This window comes from Vibrio splendidus, from assembly GCF_001557875.1.
GTDB classification, from domain to species: domain Bacteria; phylum Pseudomonadota; class Gammaproteobacteria; order Enterobacterales; family Vibrionaceae; genus Vibrio; species Vibrio splendidus_F.
On sequence record NZ_LNRF01000005.1, the window covers coordinates 240,519 to 263,796 of the forward strand.

At 43.6% G+C, this 23,278-nt stretch carries 25 protein-coding genes; 12 read left to right on the forward strand and 13 right to left on the reverse strand.

What is annotated here, in order from left to right; all coding sequences use genetic code 11:
* Positions 1–62 precede the first annotated feature (62 nt).
* The 3 genes from ATB74_RS14375 to ATB74_RS14385 all read left to right on the forward strand — a co-directional run bounded on the left by ATB74_RS14375 (position 63) and on the right by ATB74_RS14385 (position 3,512).
* Positions 63–1,679 carry a methyl-accepting chemotaxis protein gene (locus ATB74_RS14375; RefSeq protein WP_061018979.1) on the forward strand — a complete coding sequence of 539 codons (1,617 nt, stop codon included), beginning with the start codon at positions 63–65 and terminating at the stop codon, positions 1,677–1,679.
* Positions 1,680–1,851: 172 nt separating this feature from the next.
* The gene (locus ATB74_RS14380) at positions 1,852–2,550 is read left to right on the forward strand and encodes a TIGR01621 family pseudouridine synthase (RefSeq protein WP_061018980.1); all 699 of its coding nucleotides are present in this window, start codon (positions 1,852–1,854) and stop codon (positions 2,548–2,550) included.
* A gap of 8 nt (positions 2,551–2,558) precedes the next feature.
* Complete coding sequence (locus tag ATB74_RS14385) at positions 2,559–3,512, forward strand: class I SAM-dependent methyltransferase (RefSeq protein ID WP_060982796.1); 954 nt, start codon at positions 2,559–2,561, stop codon at positions 3,510–3,512.
* Positions 3,513–3,583: 71 nt separating this feature from the next.
* Here ATB74_RS14385 and ATB74_RS14390 read toward each other — a convergent pair whose 3' ends face one another.
* The 5 genes from ATB74_RS14390 to ATB74_RS14410 form a co-directional block, all read right to left on the reverse strand.
* Positions 3,584–4,201: a CDP-alcohol phosphatidyltransferase family protein gene (locus ATB74_RS14390; RefSeq protein ID WP_061018981.1), complete on the reverse strand. Its 618-nt coding sequence runs from the start codon at positions 4,199–4,201 to the stop codon at positions 3,584–3,586.
* Positions 4,191–4,841, reverse strand: a complete 651-nt coding sequence (locus tag ATB74_RS14395; protein WP_061018982.1) for an ATP-binding cassette domain-containing protein — start codon at positions 4,839–4,841, stop codon at positions 4,191–4,193. Before ATB74_RS14395 ends, ATB74_RS14390 begins: the two co-directional genes overlap by 11 nt.
* Positions 4,807–6,507, reverse strand: coding sequence for an ABC transporter permease (locus ATB74_RS14400; RefSeq protein ID WP_061018983.1), 1,701 nt, complete (start codon positions 6,505–6,507; stop codon positions 4,807–4,809). Before ATB74_RS14400 ends, ATB74_RS14395 begins: the two co-directional genes overlap by 35 nt.
* A gap of 5 nt (positions 6,508–6,512) precedes the next feature.
* On the reverse strand, positions 6,513–7,679 hold the full coding sequence (locus ATB74_RS14405; RefSeq protein WP_061018984.1) for an ABC transporter substrate-binding protein: 1,167 nt from the start codon (positions 7,677–7,679) through the stop codon (positions 6,513–6,515).
* A 382-nt stretch (positions 7,680–8,061) separates the two neighbouring features.
* Positions 8,062–8,508 (reverse strand): META domain-containing protein, encoded by a 447-nt coding sequence (locus ATB74_RS14410; protein ID WP_004734625.1) that lies wholly within the window; start codon positions 8,506–8,508, stop codon positions 8,062–8,064.
* Between the two features lie 188 nt (positions 8,509–8,696).
* On the opposite strand from ATB74_RS14410, the gene ATB74_RS14415 reads away from it, so the two are divergent.
* Both ATB74_RS14415 and ATB74_RS24300 read left to right on the forward strand, forming a co-directional pair.
* Positions 8,697–8,960: a DUF1289 domain-containing protein gene (locus tag ATB74_RS14415; protein WP_081090123.1), complete on the forward strand. Its 264-nt coding sequence runs from the start codon at positions 8,697–8,699 to the stop codon at positions 8,958–8,960.
* A gap of 109 nt (positions 8,961–9,069) precedes the next feature.
* The gene (locus ATB74_RS24300; RefSeq protein ID WP_009846446.1) at positions 9,070–9,237 is read left to right on the forward strand and encodes a hypothetical protein; all 168 of its coding nucleotides are present in this window, start codon (positions 9,070–9,072) and stop codon (positions 9,235–9,237) included.
* 59 nt (positions 9,238–9,296) lie between these two features.
* Here the strand turns inward: ATB74_RS24300 and ATB74_RS14420 are convergent, their stop codons facing one another.
* The 3 genes from ATB74_RS14420 to ATB74_RS14435 all read right to left on the reverse strand — a co-directional run bounded on the left by ATB74_RS14420 (position 9,297) and on the right by ATB74_RS14435 (position 11,418).
* A complete protein-coding gene (locus ATB74_RS14420) occupies positions 9,297–9,599 on the reverse strand; it encodes a thiamine-binding protein (RefSeq protein ID WP_061018985.1) in 303 nt (100 codons plus the stop codon).
* A gap of 127 nt (positions 9,600–9,726) precedes the next feature.
* The gene (locus tag ATB74_RS14425) at positions 9,727–9,948 is read right to left on the reverse strand and encodes a hypothetical protein (RefSeq protein ID WP_017057116.1); all 222 of its coding nucleotides are present in this window, start codon (positions 9,946–9,948) and stop codon (positions 9,727–9,729) included.
* Positions 9,949–10,179: 231 nt separating this feature from the next.
* Positions 10,180–11,418, reverse strand: a complete 1,239-nt coding sequence (locus tag ATB74_RS14435; protein WP_061018987.1) for a DEAD/DEAH box helicase — start codon at positions 11,416–11,418, stop codon at positions 10,180–10,182.
* Positions 11,419–11,627: 209 nt separating this feature from the next.
* Between ATB74_RS14435 and ATB74_RS14440 the strand changes: the two genes are divergently transcribed.
* Positions 11,628–12,254, forward strand: coding sequence for a LysE family translocator (locus ATB74_RS14440; RefSeq protein WP_061018988.1), 627 nt, complete (start codon positions 11,628–11,630; stop codon positions 12,252–12,254).
* A gap of 267 nt (positions 12,255–12,521) precedes the next feature.
* Positions 12,522–12,878 (forward strand): hypothetical protein, encoded by a 357-nt coding sequence (locus ATB74_RS14445; protein ID WP_048658352.1) that lies wholly within the window; start codon positions 12,522–12,524, stop codon positions 12,876–12,878.
* A 158-nt stretch (positions 12,879–13,036) separates the two neighbouring features.
* Here ATB74_RS14445 and ATB74_RS14450 read toward each other — a convergent pair whose 3' ends face one another.
* Both ATB74_RS14450 and ATB74_RS14455 read right to left on the reverse strand, forming a co-directional pair.
* On the reverse strand, positions 13,037–14,161 hold the full coding sequence (locus ATB74_RS14450) for a M14 family metallopeptidase (protein WP_061018989.1): 1,125 nt from the start codon (positions 14,159–14,161) through the stop codon (positions 13,037–13,039).
* A gap of 135 nt (positions 14,162–14,296) precedes the next feature.
* Positions 14,297–14,572: a nitrogenase-stabilizing/protective protein NifW gene (locus tag ATB74_RS14455; RefSeq protein WP_019824239.1), complete on the reverse strand. Its 276-nt coding sequence runs from the start codon at positions 14,570–14,572 to the stop codon at positions 14,297–14,299.
* A gap of 176 nt (positions 14,573–14,748) precedes the next feature.
* On the opposite strand from ATB74_RS14455, the gene ATB74_RS14460 reads away from it, so the two are divergent.
* Positions 14,749–14,961, forward strand: coding sequence for a TIGR02450 family Trp-rich protein (locus ATB74_RS14460; protein WP_061018990.1), 213 nt, complete (start codon positions 14,749–14,751; stop codon positions 14,959–14,961).
* A gap of 49 nt (positions 14,962–15,010) precedes the next feature.
* Here ATB74_RS14460 and ATB74_RS14465 read toward each other — a convergent pair whose 3' ends face one another.
* The gene (locus ATB74_RS14465; RefSeq protein WP_061018991.1) at positions 15,011–15,748 is read right to left on the reverse strand and encodes an HAD-IIB family hydrolase; all 738 of its coding nucleotides are present in this window, start codon (positions 15,746–15,748) and stop codon (positions 15,011–15,013) included.
* A gap of 638 nt (positions 15,749–16,386) precedes the next feature.
* On the opposite strand from ATB74_RS14465, the gene proV reads away from it, so the two are divergent.
* From proV to proX, 3 genes are read left to right on the forward strand one after another with little or no spacing between them, the layout of a single operon-like run.
* A complete protein-coding gene (gene proV / locus ATB74_RS14470) occupies positions 16,387–17,574 on the forward strand; it encodes a glycine betaine/L-proline ABC transporter ATP-binding protein ProV (RefSeq protein WP_048614446.1) in 1,188 nt (395 codons plus the stop codon).
* A gap of 3 nt (positions 17,575–17,577) precedes the next feature.
* Entirely contained in the window at positions 17,578–18,672 is a 1,095-nt protein-coding gene (proW, locus tag ATB74_RS14475; protein ID WP_060982784.1) for a glycine betaine/L-proline ABC transporter permease ProW, read from the forward strand.
* Positions 18,665–19,672: a glycine betaine/L-proline ABC transporter substrate-binding protein ProX gene (proX, locus tag ATB74_RS14480; protein WP_017065372.1), complete on the forward strand. Its 1,008-nt coding sequence runs from the start codon at positions 18,665–18,667 to the stop codon at positions 19,670–19,672. The genes proW and proX overlap by 8 nt, the downstream gene beginning before the upstream one ends.
* Before the next feature lie 210 nt (positions 19,673–19,882).
* Here the strand turns inward: proX and ATB74_RS14485 are convergent, their stop codons facing one another.
* Positions 19,883–20,257, reverse strand: coding sequence for a YybH family protein (locus ATB74_RS14485; RefSeq protein ID WP_061018992.1), 375 nt, complete (start codon positions 20,255–20,257; stop codon positions 19,883–19,885).
* 141 nt (positions 20,258–20,398) lie between these two features.
* Between ATB74_RS14485 and ATB74_RS14490 the strand changes: the two genes are divergently transcribed.
* Positions 20,399–21,265, forward strand: coding sequence for a LysR family transcriptional regulator (locus ATB74_RS14490; protein WP_060982782.1), 867 nt, complete (start codon positions 20,399–20,401; stop codon positions 21,263–21,265).
* A 17-nt stretch (positions 21,266–21,282) separates the two neighbouring features.
* Here ATB74_RS14490 and ATB74_RS14495 read toward each other — a convergent pair whose 3' ends face one another.
* The gene (locus tag ATB74_RS14495; protein ID WP_061018993.1) at positions 21,283–23,142 is read right to left on the reverse strand and encodes a helix-turn-helix domain-containing protein; all 1,860 of its coding nucleotides are present in this window, start codon (positions 23,140–23,142) and stop codon (positions 21,283–21,285) included.
* Positions 23,143–23,278 lie beyond the last annotated feature (136 nt).

Consider the following 23,278-nt stretch of genomic DNA (forward strand, 5'->3'; position numbering starts at 1 on the left):
GCTAGCCGATATATTTATTGGTTAGGGCTGTTCAGTCCGTATTTAATTTAGGTAGGTGTTGTGTGAAATTATCGGTGAGAAAGAAACTGTATGCCGGTTTTGGCTCTATATTGGCGGTGCTTGTCACGTTAGTCAGTATCGTATGGATAGAGGTTATTGGCGCTCATAAAAGTGCTGATGAGATCAGAATGGACGATGTACCAGGCACTGTTACCTATCTTGTTTTAATAGATGAAGCTGGGGATGTCTACCGAGATGCGTTGGGTGCGATTATTCAGGTTGATAACGCGCTGAACGATTATCGAACCAATAAGAACGAATTTTCCCAAGCAGTCGAGCAGGCGAAGCGTTTGGAGAGTAGAGGTTCGGAAGACCACCGCCGTATTCAGCGAATTGAAGAGCTAATGGCACGCTTTACGCAAGAGTTCGAGTTGAAGCTTGTGCCTAAGATCAGTGATGAATCTGAGCTACTAGCAAACATCCAGCAACTTCGATCTTTGTATGAGAGCAACCTAATCCCGATTGAAAACTTGCTTGATCAAGCGTCTGCGAGTGAGCGCGCTGATACAGAGCAGTCATTGCTTACACTGACGGATTCGTTTACTACGATCGAGCGCACCATCATGGTGCTGTCTGCCATTGCGATTGTGTTTGGTTGTGTGATTGCATTTTTATTGTCTAGCTCTATCACTAACCGCTTAACTCGTGTTGAACAAGTTGCGCGACGCGTAGCAAACGGCGACCTTACCGCTGGAGATATTGTTGATGATTCAGGCGATGAATTGGCGGATCTTGCTAAGTCGATCAACCAGATGCAGAAATCTTTGGTCGACCTATTGGGTTCAATTTCTTCTGTGACCAACCAAGTCCAATCTGTGACAGGTGAACTATCTTCTATCAGCCAAGACATCGTAACAGGCGCATCAGCTCAAGCAGACAAAGCTAACTTGATTGCAACGGCTGCTGAAGAGCTAAGCTTGACTATTTCTGAAGTCGCACAACAGGGTACTTCTACCTATGAAGAAGCACGCCGCTCTGAAACTTCAGCAGAAGATGGTCGCAACGTGATTGTTGAGATGGTAGCAAGTATTCAACAAGTGTCGACTCAAATGAGTGACATGTCGCTACAAATGAACACGCTGGGTTCTCATGGTGAGCAGATTGGTAGCGTCATTAAAGTCATCGAAGACATTGCTGAACAAACTAACCTGTTAGCTCTTAACGCTGCAATAGAAGCGGCACGTGCGGGTGAATTCGGACGCGGTTTTGCGGTGGTTGCCGATGAAGTACGCGCGTTAGCGGAGAGAACGACCAAAGCAACGCAAGAAGTATCTGGCATCATCCAATCGATCCAGTCTGGTACTCAAGAAGCCGTGACTTACACTCAAGACAACTGTCGTTTAGTTGAAATTGGTGTAGAGCAAAGTTCAGGTGCTGTTTCTGCGCTAGAAGCGATTGTAAGCGGTGCGGGTAATGTACAAAGCATGGTTAACTCTATCGCGACTGCGGCAGAAGAACAGACGGCTGTGACTAAAGAGATTGCGGCGGACATTACGGCGATCAGTGATATCTCTGAGCAGTCTTTGCAACTTGCAACGCGTAGCTCTGAAAACACTTCAGGTTTGAATGCTAAGGTTGCTGAGTTAGAAGCACTGGTTGGTAAGTTCAAACTTGCTTAGTGCTTAGTGCTTAGTTCGCATTCAATCGGAACTAAAAATCGATTACCGAAAGCGGACAAATAAAGAGAAGCCCAATGATTCAATGTTTATTGAGCGAGCTGGGCTTTTTCGTAGCTGGAATCTGGATTCAGACACGGTATACTCCACGTTCTACAATGGAGCTAGCCTTTACATGTTCGATATTCTTCTGAACCACTCTGATTTTTTACTTATCAATAAGCATCCTGGAGTCAGCGTCCACAAAGACGATGGCGATACCATGTTGCTTCAAGAAGTTGCTAAGGCAATTAATGAGCCTAAGCTGTATCTCGTTCATCGACTAGATAAAATGACCTCGGGCATTCTGCTGCTGGCAAAAAATGCGTCGGCGGCGAGCGAGCTTTCACTGCTATTTGCAAAGCGTGAAGTAGAGAAATACTACCTTGCGATTGGCTCTAAGAAGCCCAAGAAAAAGCAGGGGCTGATTGCTGGTGATATGGAGCGTTCAAGACGCTCTAGCTGGAAACTTCTGGTAACTAAAGAAAACCCGGCGATTACTCAGTTTTTATCAGCAACGGCTGAACCCGGTGAGCGTCTGCTGTTATGCAAACCCTATACGGGGCGGACTCACCAGATCCGTGTCGCGATGAAATCGATCGGCTCAGCCATTGTTGGTGACCCTATTTATAACCCATCGAGTGAGGCTGACAGAGGTTATCTGCACGCCTTCGCGATTCGATTTACTTATCAATCACAAGCCTACGAATATGTCTGTGACCCAAGGAGCCTAGACTCTTTAGGCGAGAAGTGGCACCAAGAAACCGTATCTAGCGGTTTGGACGGTTGGCTTGAACCTTGGTCATTAAGTTGGCCAAAGCTAAACACTAAGTGAGTGAAATAATGGAAGCATCAGCTTTACCTCTGTTTTTTAGTCATATTGAACAGCAACTTAATGAAGTACCAAACGAACTACGCCGTATTTTCCACGGTCGCGGTAAGTTTTGGCCTGGTCTAGAACAACTGACATGTGACTGGGTTGATGGACAGCTACTGGTTAACGTGTTTAAAGAGGTGGACGATGAATTCTTGTCATCTCTCAAAGCTGGATTGGTTGAACTCACCGACAAAGATATCTGGCAATCAAAGCAGGGCACAAGCATTGTTCTGCAACACCGCTATGCTGACGGTGCGCCTTCAGAGGTTCTATGGGGCGAGTTGAATGACTCTCCGGTTGTGGTTGAGCATGGTCTTAAGTACCAATTAGACATTGGCCGTAATCAGAACTTTGGTTTGTTCCTAGACATGCGTAATGGTCGTCAGTGGGTACAAGATAATGCTAAGGATAAGAACGTTCTTAATCTGTTTGCATACACTTGTGGCTTCTCAGTAGCGGCTATCGCTGGTGGTGCCCGTCAATGCATGAACGTGGACATGTCACGTGGCTCGCTAAACAAAGGCCGCGATAACCACCGTCTGAATGATCACGATATGCGTTCGGTTAATTTCCTTGGCTACGATATCTTTAAGTCGTGGGGGAAAATCAAGAAGGGCGGCCCTTACGAGCTGGTTATCATCGATCCACCTTCGTTCCAAAAAGGCAGTTTTGCTCTAACTAAAGATTATAAAAAGATCTTACGTCGCTTGCCTGAGCTTTTAACAGAAGGTGGAGAAGTGATTGCGTGTGTGAACTCTCCTGCTGTATCACCAAACTTCCTGATTGAGACGATGGCAGAAGAAGCACCAAGCGTTGAATTCATTGAGCGCTTAGATAACCCACCTGAGTTTGTGGATGTCGACCTTGATTCGAGTCTGAAAGTGTTGAGGTTTAAAATTAACACTTCTGCAGATGCCTAATCAGGTTCAAGTACTCGTTAGTATATAAAAACGTCGCTCATCTGAGCGGCGTTTTTGTTTATAAATTAATACTAGCTGGTTTGATTCTTGAGGGTCTGGAATCCAAAATAGATACGCATAAATGTGGTTAGCCAACACGCGGTACCAAAGGTATAGGCGATAACCGCAAAGTGTTGTGGCCAAATACAAAAGGCAATGAAACAAGCGATAGTTTCCGTCCCTTCAGTTAGCCCAGACATGTAATACAGAGACTTGTGTTTGTACACTGGGTTCTCGATGCCTCGTTTGCCAGCCATTACCGCAAATGCTAAAAAGCTGCTGCCTGTGCCGATAAAAGAGAAGATCAAAAATGCACCGGCAATAGCGTTATGTTCTGGGTTGGCAATGACAAATCCAAAAGGGATCAGCGAGTAGAATAGGAAATCTAGGCTGATGTCGAGGAAACCACCCGCATCGCTAATACCTTGGATTCGAGCCAAGGCCCCATCAAGCCCGTCGCAAACCCTGTTAAATACAATAAAACCCAACGCCCAATCGTATTGCTGAAATGCTAACGCTGGAAATGCTAAACAGCCAACCAGAAATCCGAATAACGTGGTTTGATTGGCCGTGATACCAAATTGGTTCACTAACTTAGCCGAGTGATTTAATGGCCACTTAATGACTTTTATCGAGTACTTATCCAGCATGGTTGCTTCTCCATGGCCAAGACAGTACTTCTGCCCCTTGAGGTACATCGGTTTCGTCGTGCGTTACCATTAACGTTGGGATATTCGCTTTGGTCAATTGTTCGAACACCCAATCACGAAATTGCGCTCTTAATTCTTGGTCTAACTTACTGAACGGTTCATCGAGCAGAGCGAGTTTCGGCTTCGCCAATAACATACGAGTTAAGCTTATTCTTGCGCGTTGACCACCGGATATTTGGTCAGGGAATGATTCAGCTAAGTGAGTTAGCTCTATGTCTTTTAATGCAGCCATTGCTTGTTTTTGGCGAGCGGAACCTTTAACAGAATTAGGCAACGAAAAGGCCAAGTTTTCCCATACTTTGAGGTGCGGAAACAGCAGGTCATCTTGAAACAAAATACCGACTTCACGCTGATGTGAAGGGAGGTCATCCAGCGGAATATCGTTCAACACAACGGCCCCAGAATACGAAAACTCTTCACTTAAGTGACCAGCAATCGCATCCAATAAGGTCGACTTTCCGCAACCGCTCGGGCCCATCAACGCCAGTATCTGGCCCGATTCTAATGTTACATTTAGCGCTGAGAACAGCGGATCACCATCGATTTTACGAATGGCGAGGTCGTTGAGATACAGACTCATTACTTAGGAAACCTTTAAAAGTAAGACGGCGATACCTGAGTTGTAGTCGGCTGACTACTATCGCTAAAGAGAAAAAGAACAGAGGTAATAGGGCCTGCCAAATGGTATAAATTGCTGTCACTCTACGGTCGAAACCACTGGTTAGAGCAACGGCTTCTGTGGTGATTGTGCTAATACGGCCCGCGCCGAGCATCAAGGTTGGGAGGTACTGAGCCAAACTCACGCTGATACCAACGGCCCACGCAAAGGCAATGGCAGGTAACAAGATAGGGAGCTTGATGGAGTACCAGCTTTGAAATGGTGATTTACCTAGGCTCAGCGAGGCTTTAATCAACCCATCATTGAAGCTTTTCCACGGACCGTCCAAAGACAGATACACAAACGGGAAAGCAAAGAAAACATGTGCCCAAATCACCCAGAACTCATAGGCACTACTGCCAACGTAGAGGGTGGTGACTTGCATACCAAACAGTACCGAGAGCTGAGGTATTAGCATTGGGATTGCGATAATAAAGCCCGGAACTTGCCACTTGTATTTAATTCGATATTCATGAGCAACCAGCGCAAGCAATAAAGCGACTGAAGCGGCAATCAAACCAATCCATAAGCTCTGCCCAACGGTGCTCATGATACCGTCCCACTCGAACTCCCAGAAGCGCATGCTGTAGCGGCTCGGCAATAAATCAGGAAAACGCCAACGCTGAGCAACACTCCAAATCACCATCAATGGAATGATCAGCAGTGAAAGGCTAGCAAGCACTGTGAATACTGTTTTCCCCGGTAAGTTAGCCCCTGTTCTTCCTGAATACTGCCAAGTTCGAAAGTACTTAAGAATCGCCCACTCAACTAAACGCGCCAAGGCGATGATCAAAGACGCTAAACCAAATAAAACGATCGCGCCAGCAGCAGCTCGTGGCAGTAGGTTGAGATCTGGATCGTTGAACCATTGCCATACCAAAACGGCAAAAGTCGGTGGGTTGGTTGGGCCAATGATCAGAGCAATATCGACAACCGACACGCTGTAGGCGAGTACCGCCAACATTGGGAATCGAAGCTTAGTAAACCATTGTGGGAAAATACATTTCCACCAGATCTGAGCACGACTGTAACCCAGAGATGCACTGACTTTTGTGATTCGTTCTACATCAATTTGCTGAAGTATTGAAATGCTCATCAGCAATAAGAAGGGTACTTCTTTGAGTGCGAGCATAATCATTAAGCCAAACGCGTATGGGTCTTTGACCAATACCGCTAATTCAGAACTCGTAACCGATTCCCCGAGCAAATGATGCACGGCTCTAGCCCCTAGACCTGTTGGGCTAAATAGAAAAGCAAAGCCGATAGCGAAAGCCACATGTGGAATGGCGAGCATTGGCGATAGCGTTAACTCAATCTTTCTCCAAAACTTGTTTCCCCAAGAGGCTTGAAGAATACAAAAGGTCAGGAAGCAGGCTATATAGCTGCTTGCAATCGCTGAACCTAGGCTTAAGCCAATAGAGTGCCAAGCCCCTTCCCATTGAAAGACTTGGCTAAAACCGTTGAGTGTTGGCTCCTCTAAACCTAGGGGCGGGATGAAACTCAGTGACGAAGCCACGACTCCCGCTACCCCAGGAATCGTTGGGATAATGCACACAGCTATAACAACAAAATATAGAGCGCGTAGCATGAAGACTAGTTACCGTATCGCTTAAGCCACTCTTTCTCGAGCGCGTTTTGCCAGCTAGGGTGTGGTTCATCAACCGATTTAAATTGCTGAGTGTTTTTAGCGCTGCCAGTGAGGTACTTGCTGTTCAGAACTGAAGGGTCGCCCCAAACATTGAGGTCACCCTTACGAGACTGTGCTTCCGGGCTCAGTAAGAAGTTAATGGTCACTTGAGCACCTGCGGTTGCATTGGCATTCCAAGGAATCGCAAGGAAGTGAATGTTAGATAGAGCGCCGCTTTCTAGAGCATAAGCCTTGGTGGTTTCGGCTAGGCGACCACTTGCTTGTGCTGAATAAACAGAGTTTGGATTGAACGTAATCGCGAGATCGATCTGTCCGTCATCCAGAAGTTGGATGCTTTCCGATGTGCCTGCTGGGAATTGTTTGCCACCGCGCCACGCCACTTTATGGAATTTATCTAAGTAAGCCCATAATGGTGCAGTAATCGCTTGGAAGTTCTCTTCTGAAACAGGCTTAGCGAGTTCAGGGCTGTTGTTGGTTAGCTCAATCAGTAAAGACTTAATGAAGCTCGTACCATGAAACTCAGGTGGGCGAGGGTAGCTTAAACGGTTAGGGAAAGCCTGAGCGTAGCTCAACATCTCTGAAAACGATTGTGGCGGGTTGTGCAGTGTTTCTTGGTCGTGAATGAACACCAGTTGTCCAACCCCCCACGGTGCTTCTAAGCCTTCCGTAGGCTCTGAGAAATCGACATCAATCGGTAGAGACTTATCGACATACTGCCAATTTGGAAGTGATTCTGTAAATGGCCCAAACAATAGCGCATTGTCTTTCATTGAACGGAAGTTTTCGCCATTGATCCAGACGATATCGACACTGCCTTCGCTGTTTTTGCCTGCCGCTTTTTCTGCGAGTAAGCGCGTAGTGGTTTCTGCAATATCAGTAACTTTTACATGTTTTAACGTTACGCCATAGTCACTTTGTAACTTCTTGCCTGCCCATTGTAGGTAACGGTTGATCTCTTGGCTCCCACCCCAAGCGTGAAAGTAGACAGTTTCTCCCTCTGCCTGCTGTTCTATTTGGTTCCAGCTGTCGGTGGATGTTGCTTCATCAGCATAAATGGTTGCGCTGTATGCAACGGTTGCCATGATTCCTAACGTACTTACTATCTTGTTCATAAACTTTTCCATTTGGTAGTGAACGGGCAAGAGCATTGTATTTTCAAACTCCCTACAGTTATTCTATCTGTTTCTCAAATAAATTCTAATTCAACAGTAAATTCAATCAATTACTTGAGAACAAGCAGGGAGTTGGCTGTCGAGTTTTGTTTGATATGTAATCATCTCGAAAACTCGACAAACTCTAGGCTTTTGCCATCCTAGCAACAGACCGCTGAACCGTTGAATTTATTGCATCTAAATGAGAGATTTTTGAGGTTTGTTGGAGGTTGGTACGAAAAATCGGCGATGAGCGTCAATTTTGAAGAAGTAGTGAGGGCAAGCTGATAATAAAAAAGGAGCCATCAGGCTCCTTTAATCAGTATTTGGTTTCGATGACGGATTAGTTTACCCAGTCACGAATTGTGTACGTAAGCGTGTGTACATCGTTTTTCAGTACTAGCGTATCGTTTGTTAGCGTTACGTCGCTCCACTCACTTAGAGTAGCAGAAACCGATTGTTCGATTTCCATCGCAGAGCCATGACACATTTTCATTGTCATGCCCATTTGCTTGATACGGAATTGACCGTCTTTCAACTCGCCTTGACCAAAGAAGTTGTTACAACCAGCCATGCCATTTGCAGTCATCTTTTCACCGATCTCTAGACGAGGAGCTGCTTGGTCTTCGCTTTTCACAATGTCCTTGCCATCAATTTGCGCAAGTTCCCAATTATGGTGCTGTAGATCGGTTGGTGTTACTTGCATCGCGTTGTCACCTGTTGTTGTGCATGCTGCTAGCATCATAGGTAAAGCGGCTACTGCTAGTAATTTTTTTGAACTAAACTTCATATTATAAGGCTCCAAAGGAAAGAACGAAGTTACCGGATAAGTGTAACTTGATGGGTTCAAAGTATAGTTTACAAAACACTATATGTGTCAGTATAAGGTCATAGTTTAGTATGGATTTCATGAGCTAGGCGACAAATTAATCGCTTATTTTTGAGAGAGTAAGCGTAATTTTGAATGTGTAAGGAGGCATGGTGGAGCAGTTAGAGTTTTTCCAAGTTCCAAGCCCTTGCGTTGGGGTTTGTTCAAGCGATGACAAAGGCTATTGCAATGGTTGTATGCGCAAGAGAGAAGAGCGCTTTAATTGGATGTCGATGACACCGTCAGAACAATTGCACGTGATAAAGCTGTGTCGTCAGCGCTATAGAAGAAAAATAATGAAGCAAAAAAACTTGGTTGGTAAGCAGGTCGATGAAGAGGGAAATACCAGTCCCCAAAGAGATCTTTTTGGCTAAAGAGGAAGTATTTAGATTTTATTTAACTCCGAGGTAACTATTACTTTACATAATGGTTGGGGTGTAATATTAAGGTAGGTACCTTTGTACCTGAAGGAGCGGTGTCGGTATGAATAAAAAGAACGTAAAACTCAAAAAAGAGCCAGTCAAAGCACTGGATCGAAAACCGATCGGGGCGAAAGATGACCCTGAAGAGACTCCGCGTGATTGGCATTCGATGTCAGAAGAAGAACGAATGGAAATCCTTTCTCATCTTTCAGACATGCCTTTTCAATAACACCACTGGTTTTCTTCAGAGTCTTTCTTAAAGCTCAGTTTTTAGAAACAAAAATGTGATTAAACAAACATGTGATTCGCTTTCGTTACACCGCGATGGTACGTGCAAAATGTATCATCGGCCTCGGTGGTTTTACTGTGAATCTTAATGTTTGTGATCACTTCTACAGCCCCAGCATCGTAGCAAGCTTGTTCTGCTTTTTTAACGATATCGAGTAATTGGTTGAGTTCACCTTTCATCGTGGTTTCCATCGCACCAACCTGGAACGGCACATCGGATGCTTTCACAACTTCAATGGCTTTATCAACCACTTCGAAGTTGTTGCCTTCTTTAACGCGAGGTATTACTTGGAAGGCAACCATCACTTCTTTTTCTCTTTTTAACTCAGACACTTTCTGCTTACTCTAGGATAGGGAATTGTTGCAGATGATAGGTTAATGCGGAGATAAATACTACAGCGGCTATGCTGGTTGGATTACTCTCGTTGTTCTACTTATTACCCCAGTGGTCGCTTACCCAACCACCTATATGTTCATCAAAATGACTGCCACTGAACCTCTGGTTGCGTTCCACCGAGGTATCACAATCATCTTTATTATCTATTAGAGTTTGTATGTAGTTTGCCATCGGGTCATTGGAACGTTGACGATCTCGGCGGGTTGCTACTTCCTTAATCAGTTGTAATCGATATGTAGAGCTAGCACGTTTCATTTCAATGACCTCCTGTTGTAGACACTAATAGAAAAATCTAGTTGCCAGATATAGGGGCGTCAACGTGATTTAAGAGTATTTTTTTTGAGCAACCAAGAATCAATACGTTGGCATCATAATTCACAAAAGTGTCATTTAAGTTGGCATCTTTAGGGAGGTTTTTAGGTGTGAATTTATGTTTTGTTGCATATAAAAAGCCCAGTAAAAGCTGGGCTAATCGACTTTCTGTGGTTATTTCGAAGAACTTGGCTTGCATTTAAATTGCTTAATGCTCTTCTTTCTGGCTGTTCTTCTATTAGCCATTTTGTCTTTAGGCGGACGTTTACGAGCTGTCGTTTCAGATGCAGGTTTATCTGTAACAGGAAAACCTTCTAATGGTTGCAGCACCAACGGCTTATTGGTCAGGGTGCGAATCGCATTGAGGTAGTCAGTTTCGCTGTGGCTAACCAGAGAGATCGCGCTGCCAGTACGTCCTGCTCTTGCTGTGCGACCAACGCGGTGTACGTAAGTTGCTGAGTGAGAAGGCAACTCGAAGTTAATCACGACAGGTAACTGATCAATATGGATGCCTCGAGCCATCACGTCGGTTGCGATAAGCACACGAGTTTCACCATTTTTGAAACTCTCTAATGCTTGCTCTCGTTCTTCTTGGTTCTTATTTCCGTGCAGCGCACTCACACTGATTTTGGCTTTGTTCAATCGCTTGGTTAATGCATCGGCATTGTCTTTTGCGCCAATAAAGACCAATACTTGCGGCCATGTGTATTGATTGAGTAGAGCAATGAGCGCTTGAGCTTTACTGCCTTTGTTCACTAAGTACAGAGTTTCTTCGATAGTTGCGACAACGCTGTTTTCTTGATGAGTCGTGATCTTTTCTGGGTTTGATAAAAGCGTTTCAGCCTGATTAACCAATTCTGGAGGAAGTGTCGCTGAGAATAGCAGTGATTGTCGTTTCGCTGGCAGAGCTGCGGTAATCGCTTGAATATCCGGCCAAAAGCCCATGTCGATTAATCGATCGGCTTCATCAAGAACCAATGATTGACACTGAGTTACATCCAGTTCACCACTTTTAATTAAAGCAAGTAGACGGCCTGGTGTGGCGACGGCTAATTGTGGTTTAGTGGATAATTGTTGCAGTTGATCATCAGTATTCACACCGCCCGTTAGCGTTACGAATTTGATATTGAGCGCCATCGCGATCGGTTCTAAAGATTCTGTCACTTGAGATGCGAGCTCACGCGTTGGAACGATGATCAGTGCTTGCAGTTCATTTACATCATGATTGATGTTGTTCAGCAAAGGTAAGCCGAAAGCCAATGTTTTACCGCTACCCGTTTGAGCCAATGCAAGTACGTCTTTCCCCGTAATAATTGTAGGAATTACCGCTTGCTGTATCTCTGTAGGCTTATTGAATTGAGATGGGAGCGCGGACACGGTTTTTGCGTTAAGGGTTAGGCTATCAAATGACATAAATGAACCAAGTATCAAAAGGGATGTGGAGTCTAACAGGGCTGCAAATGTTAGAGAATCAGTTTTGTACGTTACACGATAAACGTATTCATTATACGCGCGAATTATATATGTTAGCCATACGTGATAATTAAGCGTTTATCATATTGTAATGGCAATTAATGGACGTACAATGTCCGCCCTAAAAATGTTCATGAAATGAGATCGAAATGAGTTGGGACAGTATCTGGCTGTTTATTGTTATCGTGTTTTTTATTGCCATTATTCCGGGGCCTAATGCTTTATTGGTATTAAGCACAGCCTTAACTCAAAGGAAGCTGTTCGCCTTTGTGAACGTGTTGGGCGTGTCATGTGGTTTCTTTTTTCATGCCTTTATCTCGGCCAACGGCATAAGTCTGTTACTGTCGAACACCCCCATGGCCTTTGAAGGGCTAAAATGGGCTGGGGTTTTGTATCTTGTCTGGCTTGGGTATAACCATTTTCGTGCGGCACTGCGCGCTCAAGAGGGCGTACTTTCTGTGGTAAGTGCATCGGGAAGTAAGTTATATAACCAATTTTTCAAAGGGCTACTCACTAATCTTCTGAATCCTAAAATCGTCCTGTTTTATCTTTCTATATTCCCTCAATTTGTTTCAAAAGATGCGATTGTGACAGACAGTCTCATGCTTGGTGGGATTCAGGCGTCAGTGGTATCGATGTGGTTCTTGGTTGTGATCTTAATGGCGGATACCTTTAAGCGCTTGTTGGTTCAAAAGCGCACCTCGCAAATGATGAACATTGTGTGTGGGATTCTATTCGTGGGCTTCAGCATTCAGTTGGCATTGTTTCAGCTTTAGGGTGCGACGCGAAGAGTTGGGTTTTTAGTCATCGGTTTAGTTCATTTCCGGCTTAGTTCTCATGCCCGTCTCAGTTTTCATTTCCGATTCAGTTCTCATTTTTTACTGAATGCTAAGCAATCTGTGTTTCTCTGCATAAATCTCTAAAGCATTAGCTCGGAAAGTCGATATAATAATTAGCTATCAATTTGGTGAATGTGTTTGTTTGAAACCAATTGAAGCTAAAGTCTATTGCTTGACCGAAATAACAGAGACAGGGAGTCACTAATGCGTGAAGATTCATTCACCCAGAAACGCAAATATTACCGATTAAAGTACCCTCAAAAGGCACGTCCGGTGATGCGAATTAAGGATGAACTTTTTCATGTCAGTGAAGTGTCTGAAAAGGGTGTGCGCTTAATGATGCGTAACATCATTCCGGTTTATCGCGGCTTTTCAATGGCCGGCACCTTGAGGCTACATGACAACAATAGTGTCGATATTAGTGGTGCTGTATTGAGACAAGAGGGCGATGAAGTGATCGTTCAGTTATCGCAAGGCCCAAGCTTCAAAGATATGGTGTCTGAACAAAGGCATATTAGGCAAAGATACCCGGTATTTTTTGCAAGCCTGAGAGTGGCTTAAAAGCGACTGACGTTAGGTTCCTTAAGGCGAAAATAGCTTATTCTAAGCAGAGATTAAAAAGCCCTGCACTTTCACAAGTGTTGGGCTTTGTTATATCTATAGCCCAGATTCTTATAAACCAAAGGCGATACAGGTAAAGCTAATGAGCTTAGTTCGCCTTATAGCTCGTCTACTGTAGCCCAAACTGCGGCTAGCATGTCGTGACCAAACGCGACACTTCGCTCTGGAGACCAGCCGTAAAGTTCGTCAGCGTGACTGATGTGATCTTTAAATGGCATCTCAACCGTGTAAGCCAAACACTTGAACTGCTCGCCAATCCAGTTTGTACCAACGGTCATGTTCGCTTTGCCTGGTTCGTCTTTGTCGTAACCAAACTCATCTTGGAACTCTGGCGTGATCGTCAGTAGCGCTTGCTTGAAGTGGTTCTCTAATTTAGCAATACGCTCATTGTATGAAGGTGTGCCTTCGCTACCAGCAACAAAGTTATATGGAATCGCTTCGTCGCCGTGAATATCAAGGCACATATCAACACCAGTTTGCAGCATGCGCTCGCGAACTAGGAAAACTTCAGGACTACGTTCCATAGAAGGTGATTGCCATTCACGGTTAAGATTTACACCGATCGCGTTAGTACGCAGGTGGCCGCGGATGCTGCCATCTGGGTTCATGTTAGGAACAACGTGGAACACAACGCTGTCTAGCAGTGAACGACCTACCGTGTCCGTTTCATCAAGTAGGCGTTGAAGTAGACCTTCGATCAACCATTCAGCCATAGTCTCGCCAGGGTGTTGGCGACCAATAACCCAGATATTTTTCTTCTCTTCACTTGGCTCGCCGATAGTTAGCAAAGTGATGTCGTTGTTGTCTAGTGTGTGACCTAGAGTTTCAAGCTTGCAAGCTGGGTGCGTTTGAGCACTGTGCAGAAGATCTTGGTGACGATCGTATGAGTACGGTGCGAAGTACGCGAAGTACATTGAATCGTGTTCAGGGATGATGTCGAAGCTTAGTGTGTCGCCATCGAATTGAGATGGGATACGGAACCACTCTTCACGGTCATACGATGCAACCACATCGTAATCTTTCCAGCCTTCAGGGTAGGCAGACGTTGCCAGTTGACCGATTTCAAAGTGGTGAGCTTGTTGAGCTTCACTTTCTAAGCGGAAGTGGAACCACTGAGAGATTTCAGTCTGGTAGTCTGCTGGGATAGTCAGTTGAATGTTTTGTGGTGAATCTGCTGAAACGACGTGAATGTTGCCGCTTTCGAAATTGCTGAAAATTTTCATTGTAGTTTTTATCTCGTAGTTGAGTTGCCGTAAGACTAGCACACTTTTTTTCGAGCAAACCACTAACTAAATCGTAATGAGATGTTATTTCAACTATCTACTTTTTAGTTCTCTATTTTGAACTGTACTTCCAACCTATCGACGTTGGCAAGTGGTACACCCACGACAGGCAGAACGCGTGTGGCGATCTAACTTGCTGCGTTGAACCTTACAATAAGCATTTTTCAGCGCTCTTCTTCCTGAGAACCAATCATCGGGTTTAGCAAGAATCAGATAACCATTAAATCGTTTAACGAGTTCGATTCTGTTTTGCTCGATGAACTTGCTATCAAACCCAATTTCAAAGTAATCAAGCGCTTGTTCGATGGAGGTGAAACTCGCTATTTTTTGCTGGAATTCTGTCTGGTTCATGGGAAGTAGGTTTCTGTTCTGGTGACAACTATTGTATCGAGTTTACGATTTGTTTTATTGATTTTAGTTATGACTTACCAGGGTTTGAATCGTGGGCCTTTTTAACTTGAAGTGATCTTTTTAACTCTTTGAGGATTATAGATAAAGTGTTAATAAACTAAGACAGGAAAGAACCAATGAACCGGATCAACCCAAAGAAACTACTTCGCAGCAAATGGACAGCCGTTAGCCCTGTGAAGAAGGAAAAGCACTTTATGGTCACAGAAGTCGAATTTGATGAAGGGGAGGTAGTGCGCTGTATGATAGAGGCGGTAATGACCAAACGAGAAGAAAACATCAATTGGCGAGAGCTTACAGATAATCAAAATTGGCTCCCAGGTTGGAAGTAGGGCCGGAAGCCTGTTTGATTAGAATCTGTTGTTAATGGATAACTGGCGTTTATCGGATGCTTGACGCTCGCTTTTGCCAGTATTTGAGTCCCTCTAACACACCCTCAGCGTGCGTTGCTGTGCTGGTGTACACATTGTCTCTGTCGGATAGGTGAGCAACCTCTGGATAATGGTTAGCGACCAATATCGAGTTTACGCCCTCAATGGTGAGCATCGAGGTGTCGTTAGCTGAATCACCTGCGACACACACTTCCGCAACGCTCAAATCGTGTTGTTCGAGTAGGTGGTGAATCGCAGTCGCCTTGTTAACGCCTTTTGGTGTGATATCTAAGTACCAATCATGAGAGTAAGTAAGGTGAACATCTAAACCGTGCATCTCCAAGCTAGATTCAATCAGTTCGTGTTGAGGCTCCGATAGCTTCCCTTCAAAGGTGATCTTGTAATCGCCTTGATGATTTTCTATGCGCTCACCCATAAAATCAAGGGGTGCGAGAGCTGTCTCTACCTTTGATTTGTTCCAAGAAGCTTCCAGTTGGTTATGCCAAATATGGTCTGGTTTTTGGGAATGAACATGATGAATTTTCGTGCCCACATCGCTAATAATACTGTGTGGTTTCGGGTAGTTATTCGATTCTAAACCCATTCGAATCGAAGGTAATGTTCTTCCCGTCGCGATGATAAAGCGGATATCAGGTTGCTCTGAGAGGTAATCAAACAACTGGTTAACACCGTGAGATGAACCACCATCAAGCGTACCGTCAAAGTCACACACCAACATTTTTATCATTCGAATTCCTTGTCTTTTCTCTATTTCGTCACGGAAAAATGTTTATTTCTTGTATAAAGAATGGCTCAGCAATGAGCACTCTACAAGTTGAAGTCCGGCTTAGATAATCATCAATTGAGAGTTTGCAGCAAGTATCACAGTTGGTGTGATGTATTAAAATTCTTGGTTGAAAAAGTTGATTTCGACTCGCTGGCTTTAGCCGGTTGACCTTTGGTTTTTATAGAGGTTGAGAGTCGATCTTATCTTTGTTGTCGAGCGAACTTTCGCCTCTGAAACGTCATGAAACCTTGATAAATAGTTTGTATTCGAATTGTTTGTGCACGAACTAATTGTGGCTTTTCTTGGCTCATCCAGCCTATTAATTGCTCTAATGTAAAATTAATATTCAATAATCTATGTGTAAGTAATACATAATGTTGGTCGTATGTTTGTCTAATTTATCCTTTTAATTATCAAGATCTTGTTGTGTTATGGGTTGTTTTTTGAGCTTGGAGTTGTTGGTGTGGTTTCGGGTTGTTCCCTTGCTTTACCGAACAAAGCTCCTTGATTTACACTCATTATTTACTTAGAGTGCTAATCGTTTTTCGAGCTTAAATAACCATTTTTAAGTTAAAATAGCTAAGAAAGGATTAGATTATATGGATCCCATACTGGAAGTTAAGGGACTGTACAAGGTGTTTGGTGAAGACACCGATCGTGCTTTTACAATGATTAATGAAGGCGCGAACAAAGATAAAGTTTTCGAAGAAACAGGGCTAACGATCGGCGTTAACGATGTTTCTCTTAGTATTCAAGAAGGCGAGATTTTCGTCATAATGGGACTGTCAGGATCTGGCAAATCAACCCTAGTACGCCTTCTCAACCGCTTGATTGAACCTACCAAAGGTAATGTGCTTCTTCGAGGCAAAGACATTGCCCACATCTCAGAAGATGAACTCCGCGAAGTTCGCCGCAACAACATCTCCATGGTTTTCCAAAATTTCGCTTTGATGCCGCATATGACGGTTATCGAGAATGCCGCGTTTGGTCTAGAGCTTGCGGGTGTTGAAGTTGAACAACGAAAGCAGTCAGCACTTGAAGCGCTAGAGCGTGTAGGTCTTGGCGCATATTCAGAGTCTTACCCAGATGAATTGTCTGGTGGTATGAAGCAGCGTGTGGGTTTGGCTCGTGCACTAGCATGTGACCCAGATATCTTGTTAATGGATGAAGCATTCTCGGCGCTCGATCCTTTGATTCGTACTGAAATGCAAGATGAGCTTATTCGCCTGCAAAATGACGATAAACGAACCATTGTTTTCATCTCGCATGATTTGGATGAAGCGATGCGTATCGGTGACCGAATTGCGATTATGCAAAATGGTGAAGTGGTTCAAGTAGGTACTCCAGACGATATTCTTAATAACCCAGCTAACGATTATGTCGAAGCTTTCTTCCGCGGTGTGAATGTAGCAAGCGTACTTACTGTGAAAGACATTGCGCGTAAGAAGCCGGCCGCAGTATTTAAGAAATCAGAACACGACGGCCCAGCGTCCGCTCTACAAATTTTAATGGATAACGACCGCGAATACGGCATCGTAGTTGAGAAGAGCAGTCGTTACTCCGGCATTGTCTCTATTGACTCGCTTCGTAAAGCTCACAAAGAGAACAAATCACTCGTCAGCGCGCAGCTCGATGATGGATTAACGCTGAACCCTGATTTACCAATCAATGATGTGCTTGGCCTAGTTGGTGGTGTGCCTTACTCAGTTCCTGTTGTGGATGAGCAAGGTAATTACTTTGGCGTGGTAACTAAGTCACGACTGTTACAAACATTGGATAAGGGGTAGATCATGTCGTCTGAACAAAAAAATAATGACCCATGGTCTCAATCGGCTCCTGCAGCTCAACCTGCAAGTGATCCTTGGGGTCAAGCCGCTGATACCTCACCATCAGCAGATTGGTTAAGTAGCGAAACCGTTGAAACGACACCTTTTGATCCACTGAACCCTTTTGCAGAGGCTGTGTTGCCTGTGGACACTTGGGTTGAGTCTGGACTGAATTGGTTAGTTGAGCACGGTCGCCCATTATTCCAAGCGATCCGTGTGCCTATCGATTTTATTCTAAGTTCATTTGAAACGGCGTTGGTGTCTACACCAGCACCCTTCATGTTGATCATATTGTTTCTAGTGGCGTGGCAGTTTTCAAACCTGAAGCTTGGTGTTGCAACGGCCGTGTCTTTGACTTTCATTGGCTTGATTGGCGCTTGGTCTGAAGCAATGACCACATTGTCACTGGTCATGACGTCCGTATTCTTCTGCCTATTGATTGGCTTACCCATGGGGATATGGCTCGCCCGAAGTAACACGGCAGCTAAATTCGTGCGCCCAATTTTGGATGCTATGCAAACCACACCAGCCTTCGTTTACTTAGTACCAATCGTAATGTTGTTTGGTATCGGTAACGTTCCGGGTGTCGTGGTGACCATCATATTCGCACTTCCTCCTGTTGTACGTTTGACCATCTTAGGTATTCAGCAAGTGCCGGAAGAATTGATCGAAGCGGGTCACTCATTCGGTGCTAGCAAAAAACAGATGCTTTACCGAATTCAACTGCCACTTGCATTGCCAACCATCATGGCCGGCGTGAACCAAACACTGATGTTGTCGTTGTCGATGGTGGTTATCGCATCAATGATCGCGGTAGGTGGTTTAGGTCAAATGGTACTGAGAGGTATTGGCCGTTTGGATATGGGACTGGCCGCTGTTGGTGGTTTAGGCATCGTTATCTTAGCCATCTTATTAGACCGCATCACCCAAGTACTGGGTGTCAACGCTGGTAATACAAAGTTACGCTGGTATCGCATGGGACCTGTTTCCCTTGTACTGAATGTACTTAATCGCGGTAACAAATCAGAACTTCAATTAAGGAAAAATACCAATGAATAATTCATGGAAGAGTAAACTCGCAGTAAGCATCGTTTCGACATTAGCGGTATCGACTAACGTGTGGGCAGCAAGCCTACCGGGTGAGGGCGTATCAGTTCAGCCTGTTCAATCGTCTGTAGCGGAAGAGACATTCCAAACATTGATCGTTAACCGTGCTCTAGAAGAACTGGGTTATGACGTGAAATCAACTCAAGAAGTGGACTACAACGTAGGCTACACCTCGATTGCAAAGGGTGACGCAACGTTCCTAACGGTAGGTTGGTTCCCGCTTCATGCTGATAAATACACAATGGCAGGTGGTGATGAGAAATTCTATCGTGAAGGCCAATATGTAAGCGGCGCTGCTCAAGGTTACCTAATTGATAAGAAAACGGCTGAAAAGTACAACATCACTAACATTGGTCAATTAACGGATCCAAAAATCGCGAAGCTGTTTGATGCGGACGGTGATGGCAAAGCAGACCTAACAGGCTGTAACCCAGGTTGGGGTTGTGAGATGGTGATTGAACACCAACTTTCAGCGTTCAAACTCGACGATACGGTGACTCACAACCAAGGTAACTACGCTGCAATCATTGCGGACACGATTTCTCGTTACCAAAAGGGTGAATCAATCCTTTACTACACGTGGACACCTTACTGGGTAAGTGGCGTATTGGTGCCTAACGAAGATGTAGTTTGGTTAGAAGTGCCTTTCTCAGCACTTCCTGGCGAGCGTTCGAACGTGGATACGACGTTATCCAACGGTAAGAACTACGGCTTCGAAATGAACTCAATGCGCATTATTGCGAACAAAGAGTTTGCTAAGAACAACCCATCAGCAGCGAAGCTTTTCGAAATCATCAAACTTAACATCAATGATGTAAGTGCTCAGAACATGATGATGAGTAAAGGTAAGAACAGCTCTGCGGATATCGAAGCGCACGTAAACGGTTGGATTAAAGCGAACCAAAGCACGTTTGATGGTTGGATTACAGAAGCGAAGAAAGCAGCACTGTAACTTTGACTTGTATTTGCTGTGTCTTACTAGACAGTTTGATTTGAAATGATGAGCGTGTTGAGTGATTGTGTAGAGTCACTCAATCACCTTCAAATCAAGTGAAAGGGCGACAAGAGTGAACATTATAAAGCCAACGGTCCATTTGGATTGCTGGCTTTTTGTTTTCTGTTTCTATTTTGAGTTTTGAGCTTCTAGCCTTTAATTACCGCTCTAGCGTTCGCCTTGAACTTCGAAGTCGTCGCTGACTAAGCGAGCGCAGCCATCGGCTTCAAGTGCCCAATGTTCACGATGTACAACACCAAACGCTTTGTTCATTGTCCAGCTAGCGGTAAGAATGTAGCCGCCTTCTGGGTGCTCTTCCCATTGAACATCGGTGTAATCAACGTCTTTGAAGCCTTGGTCGATGATGTTTTGCCAAAATGCTTGAATCGCTTCACGACCTTCAAAAGTGCCGAATGGACGAGCTTCCATCACACAAGCTTCTGTGTATTGGTCTGCACAACCTTTTGCATCTTGGCTGTTGAAAGCTTTTTGCCACGCGTTAATGCCTTGCTTACATGCTTCTAAAATTTGGTTGTCTAACATTGTCTTTCTCCATAACAGTCTTGTTTCGAACACTGTGTATTTGATTCGGTATCTCGATAAGTTGGATTGAGTTTAGTCTTGGAAAATGATTTGAAAAACAGAGATAATAGAAAATACTGTTTGTAAAAAGAGAACAATAAAATGAGTAAGCTAAAGCAGATGTCGATTTTCGCTCATATCGTAGAGCAAGGCTCAGTATCGGCCGCGGCTGAAAAGCTAGAGCTGTCTAAATCTGTTGTCAGTCAACATCTCAAAATTCTAGAGCAAGAGCTCGGTGCTTCTCTCCTTAAACGGACAACGCGAAGACAAACCTTGACCAGTATGGGAGAGCGGTTCTATCTAAGTTGTAAGGATATTAACGTGATCGCCGAATCGGCATGGGATATGGCGAAATCTGAGTTGCAAGAGCCTCAGGGGCGGATTCGCATCACGGCTCCGAATGCGTTGATGGACTTGTTGGTTGCGCCTGTTATTGCGGATCTGATGAAGCAATATCCGAAGCTAAAGCCAGAACTGATATGCGACGATCAGCATTTAGATTTCATGGAGCACGATATTGATCTTGCGGTACGAGTGGGCAGTTCTCGTGACAGCAACTTAAAGCAGAAACGCTTAGGCGAGTTTAAAGACGTGTTGTGTGGTGTTGAAAGCATGCGCAAACGCGAACTTGATTCTATCCCTTATATCGCTAACTCGTGGCAGGGGAAGCAGATCTCTCATTACTTTACCTCTCACACCGAAACAGACTTCGTTTACCAACAACAAGCAAGCTGCACCACAAACTCTTTCCACAGCTGCCTTGCCTTGATCAAATCTGGCGTTGGTATCGGTGTGATTCCAGATTTCTGTATTCCTCAGTTATCTAGTGAGGTTGTCGACTTGATGCCAAGTTTTGAATTACCAACCAACACGGTTTATGCGTTGAATCCGTTTACTTCAAATACGCCAATCGCTATCCAATTGTGTGTTCAAGCGTTGGAAGAGATGCTCAAGCATAACTTAGCATAGCTAGTAATATCCGGTGCTTAGCCATATTTACTAATAAAAGAAATAACATGTTTATTGCTGAGTAATTCAATTTTGTCGATAGTCAGTACGCAATAGCGGTAGTTTTTATTTTTGAAGGTGATGTTCGACTTTTCTTCTGTTGGTTCTGAAAACTTCCATATTTCAAATCCGATGTTCTTCATAAGTTCCAATGCACTTGGATTCTTAATGATCATGGAATATTTTTTAATCTTAGTATTTCTTGCAAGAAGCTTCATATCGGAAATTAGGTTCGCAATAGATTGTTCGCGCTTCTCAGAGTGACCGCTAACCACAATGTAATTTAAGTTATGATTAGAATCTAAAGAGCAGGCTTGCTTAATATGCAGATGCTTATTTTGATATTGCTCGAATACCTCTTCATTGAAGAAAAAACCTAGGCTATGACTAACAATATCGCCATTAACATTGACCATTTTTCTGCCATGCGCCTTTTTTTCACTGCAATAGAGAAACAGATCGATAGTTTCAAGCGCTGAAGGATCCATTTTTGTATATTGTGAAATCAGCTTTATTCTATCTATTACTGCTTTGTCATCCTGATCTGTCATTAGTGGCATGATCTGACAGTCGCAGCCTTCTTCTATTTCCCCTTTAGTGATAGAAGATATTCGGCTTTGAAACGAAAAGAACCTCTCACGAAGGAAGTCTTCAAGTAGTGCACTGTCTTCGTTATCTTCTGAATCAAAGGATTTCAACGTTGTATACAAGTCCAGACCAAGGCAGTCCAATAGCTTTAGAACCTTGTAATTATTTGGCTTTACTTTGCTATTTTCCCATCGATTTATCGTTACGACATCTACAGAACTGAATTCATCATCTAAGTGATTAATGTATGCCGCAAAATCCTTTTGCGTTAACTTTAATTTTTTGCGCGCTTCGCGCAGTAATTGCGGAAATTTCATCATGGTAGAATATTCATCTTTGATTAGTGACATTACGTTCCGATTCGTCAGATAGTCTATTTTATCAATCGTTAATATACAGTAGCTATAATGTTTATTTTTGAATGTGATATTAGACTGTATAGCAGAGGGTACTGAAAATTTGAATACTTCAAATCCTATTCTTTTTAATAGTTTCAACATGTTTGGATCTTTTACTAAAACAGAGTATTTTTTAATGTTTTTGTTCTGAGAAAGTAACTTTATATCTGAAACTATATGCTCAATAACATGATTTTTTGTCTCTGAGTGTGAGCTTATATTAAAATAATTTATGCTTTTGCTTGAATTTAAAGAGCAAGCCATTCTTAGATCTAGCTCTTGAGTCTTTAAATTCTCGAATTGATGGTCTTCAAAGAAAAAGCCTACATTGTGACTCACAATGTCGCCATCTGTATTGATGAGCTTGTGGCCGTGAGCTTTGTTCTCACAGTAATAGAGATATAAATCAATTTGGTCCAGTGGCGAAATATCGACTTTTGTGAATTTAGACAGTAGTTTGATTCTGTCGATAACGCTAGTGTCACACGGCTCTGACATTAAAGGCTGTGACTTAAAATTGCGTTCGCCTTGTTGTTGATTCAGGCCTGCTAGAGCTGAAATTCTACTTTGAAATGAACCATAGGATTCGTTAAAAAACGACTCGATTAGTGTGTCTTTTTGTTCGGACTTAAAGCTCTTTATTGTCTCAAATAAATCTCCACCAAGGTATTGTAATATCTTGAGTGCTTTGTATGCACTAGGCTTTACCTTACTGTTTTCCCAACGATTTATTGTTACGACGTCAACCGCATTAAAGTCATCGTCCAGCTGATTTAAGTAGGTTGCAAACTCTGTTTGTGTAAATTGAAGTTCCTTTCTGAAGTTACGTAACAACTGTGAAAACTCACTCATTAAAACATTAACCTTCTGATAATTAACTCAATGTCTTGATTCTAATTTAGACATCAGACTCTCTATTTAACATCTTTAGTAATTTGTTTTTTACGGATGTTAATTGTTCGGATTATTTGAACTGTATGTTGCGCAT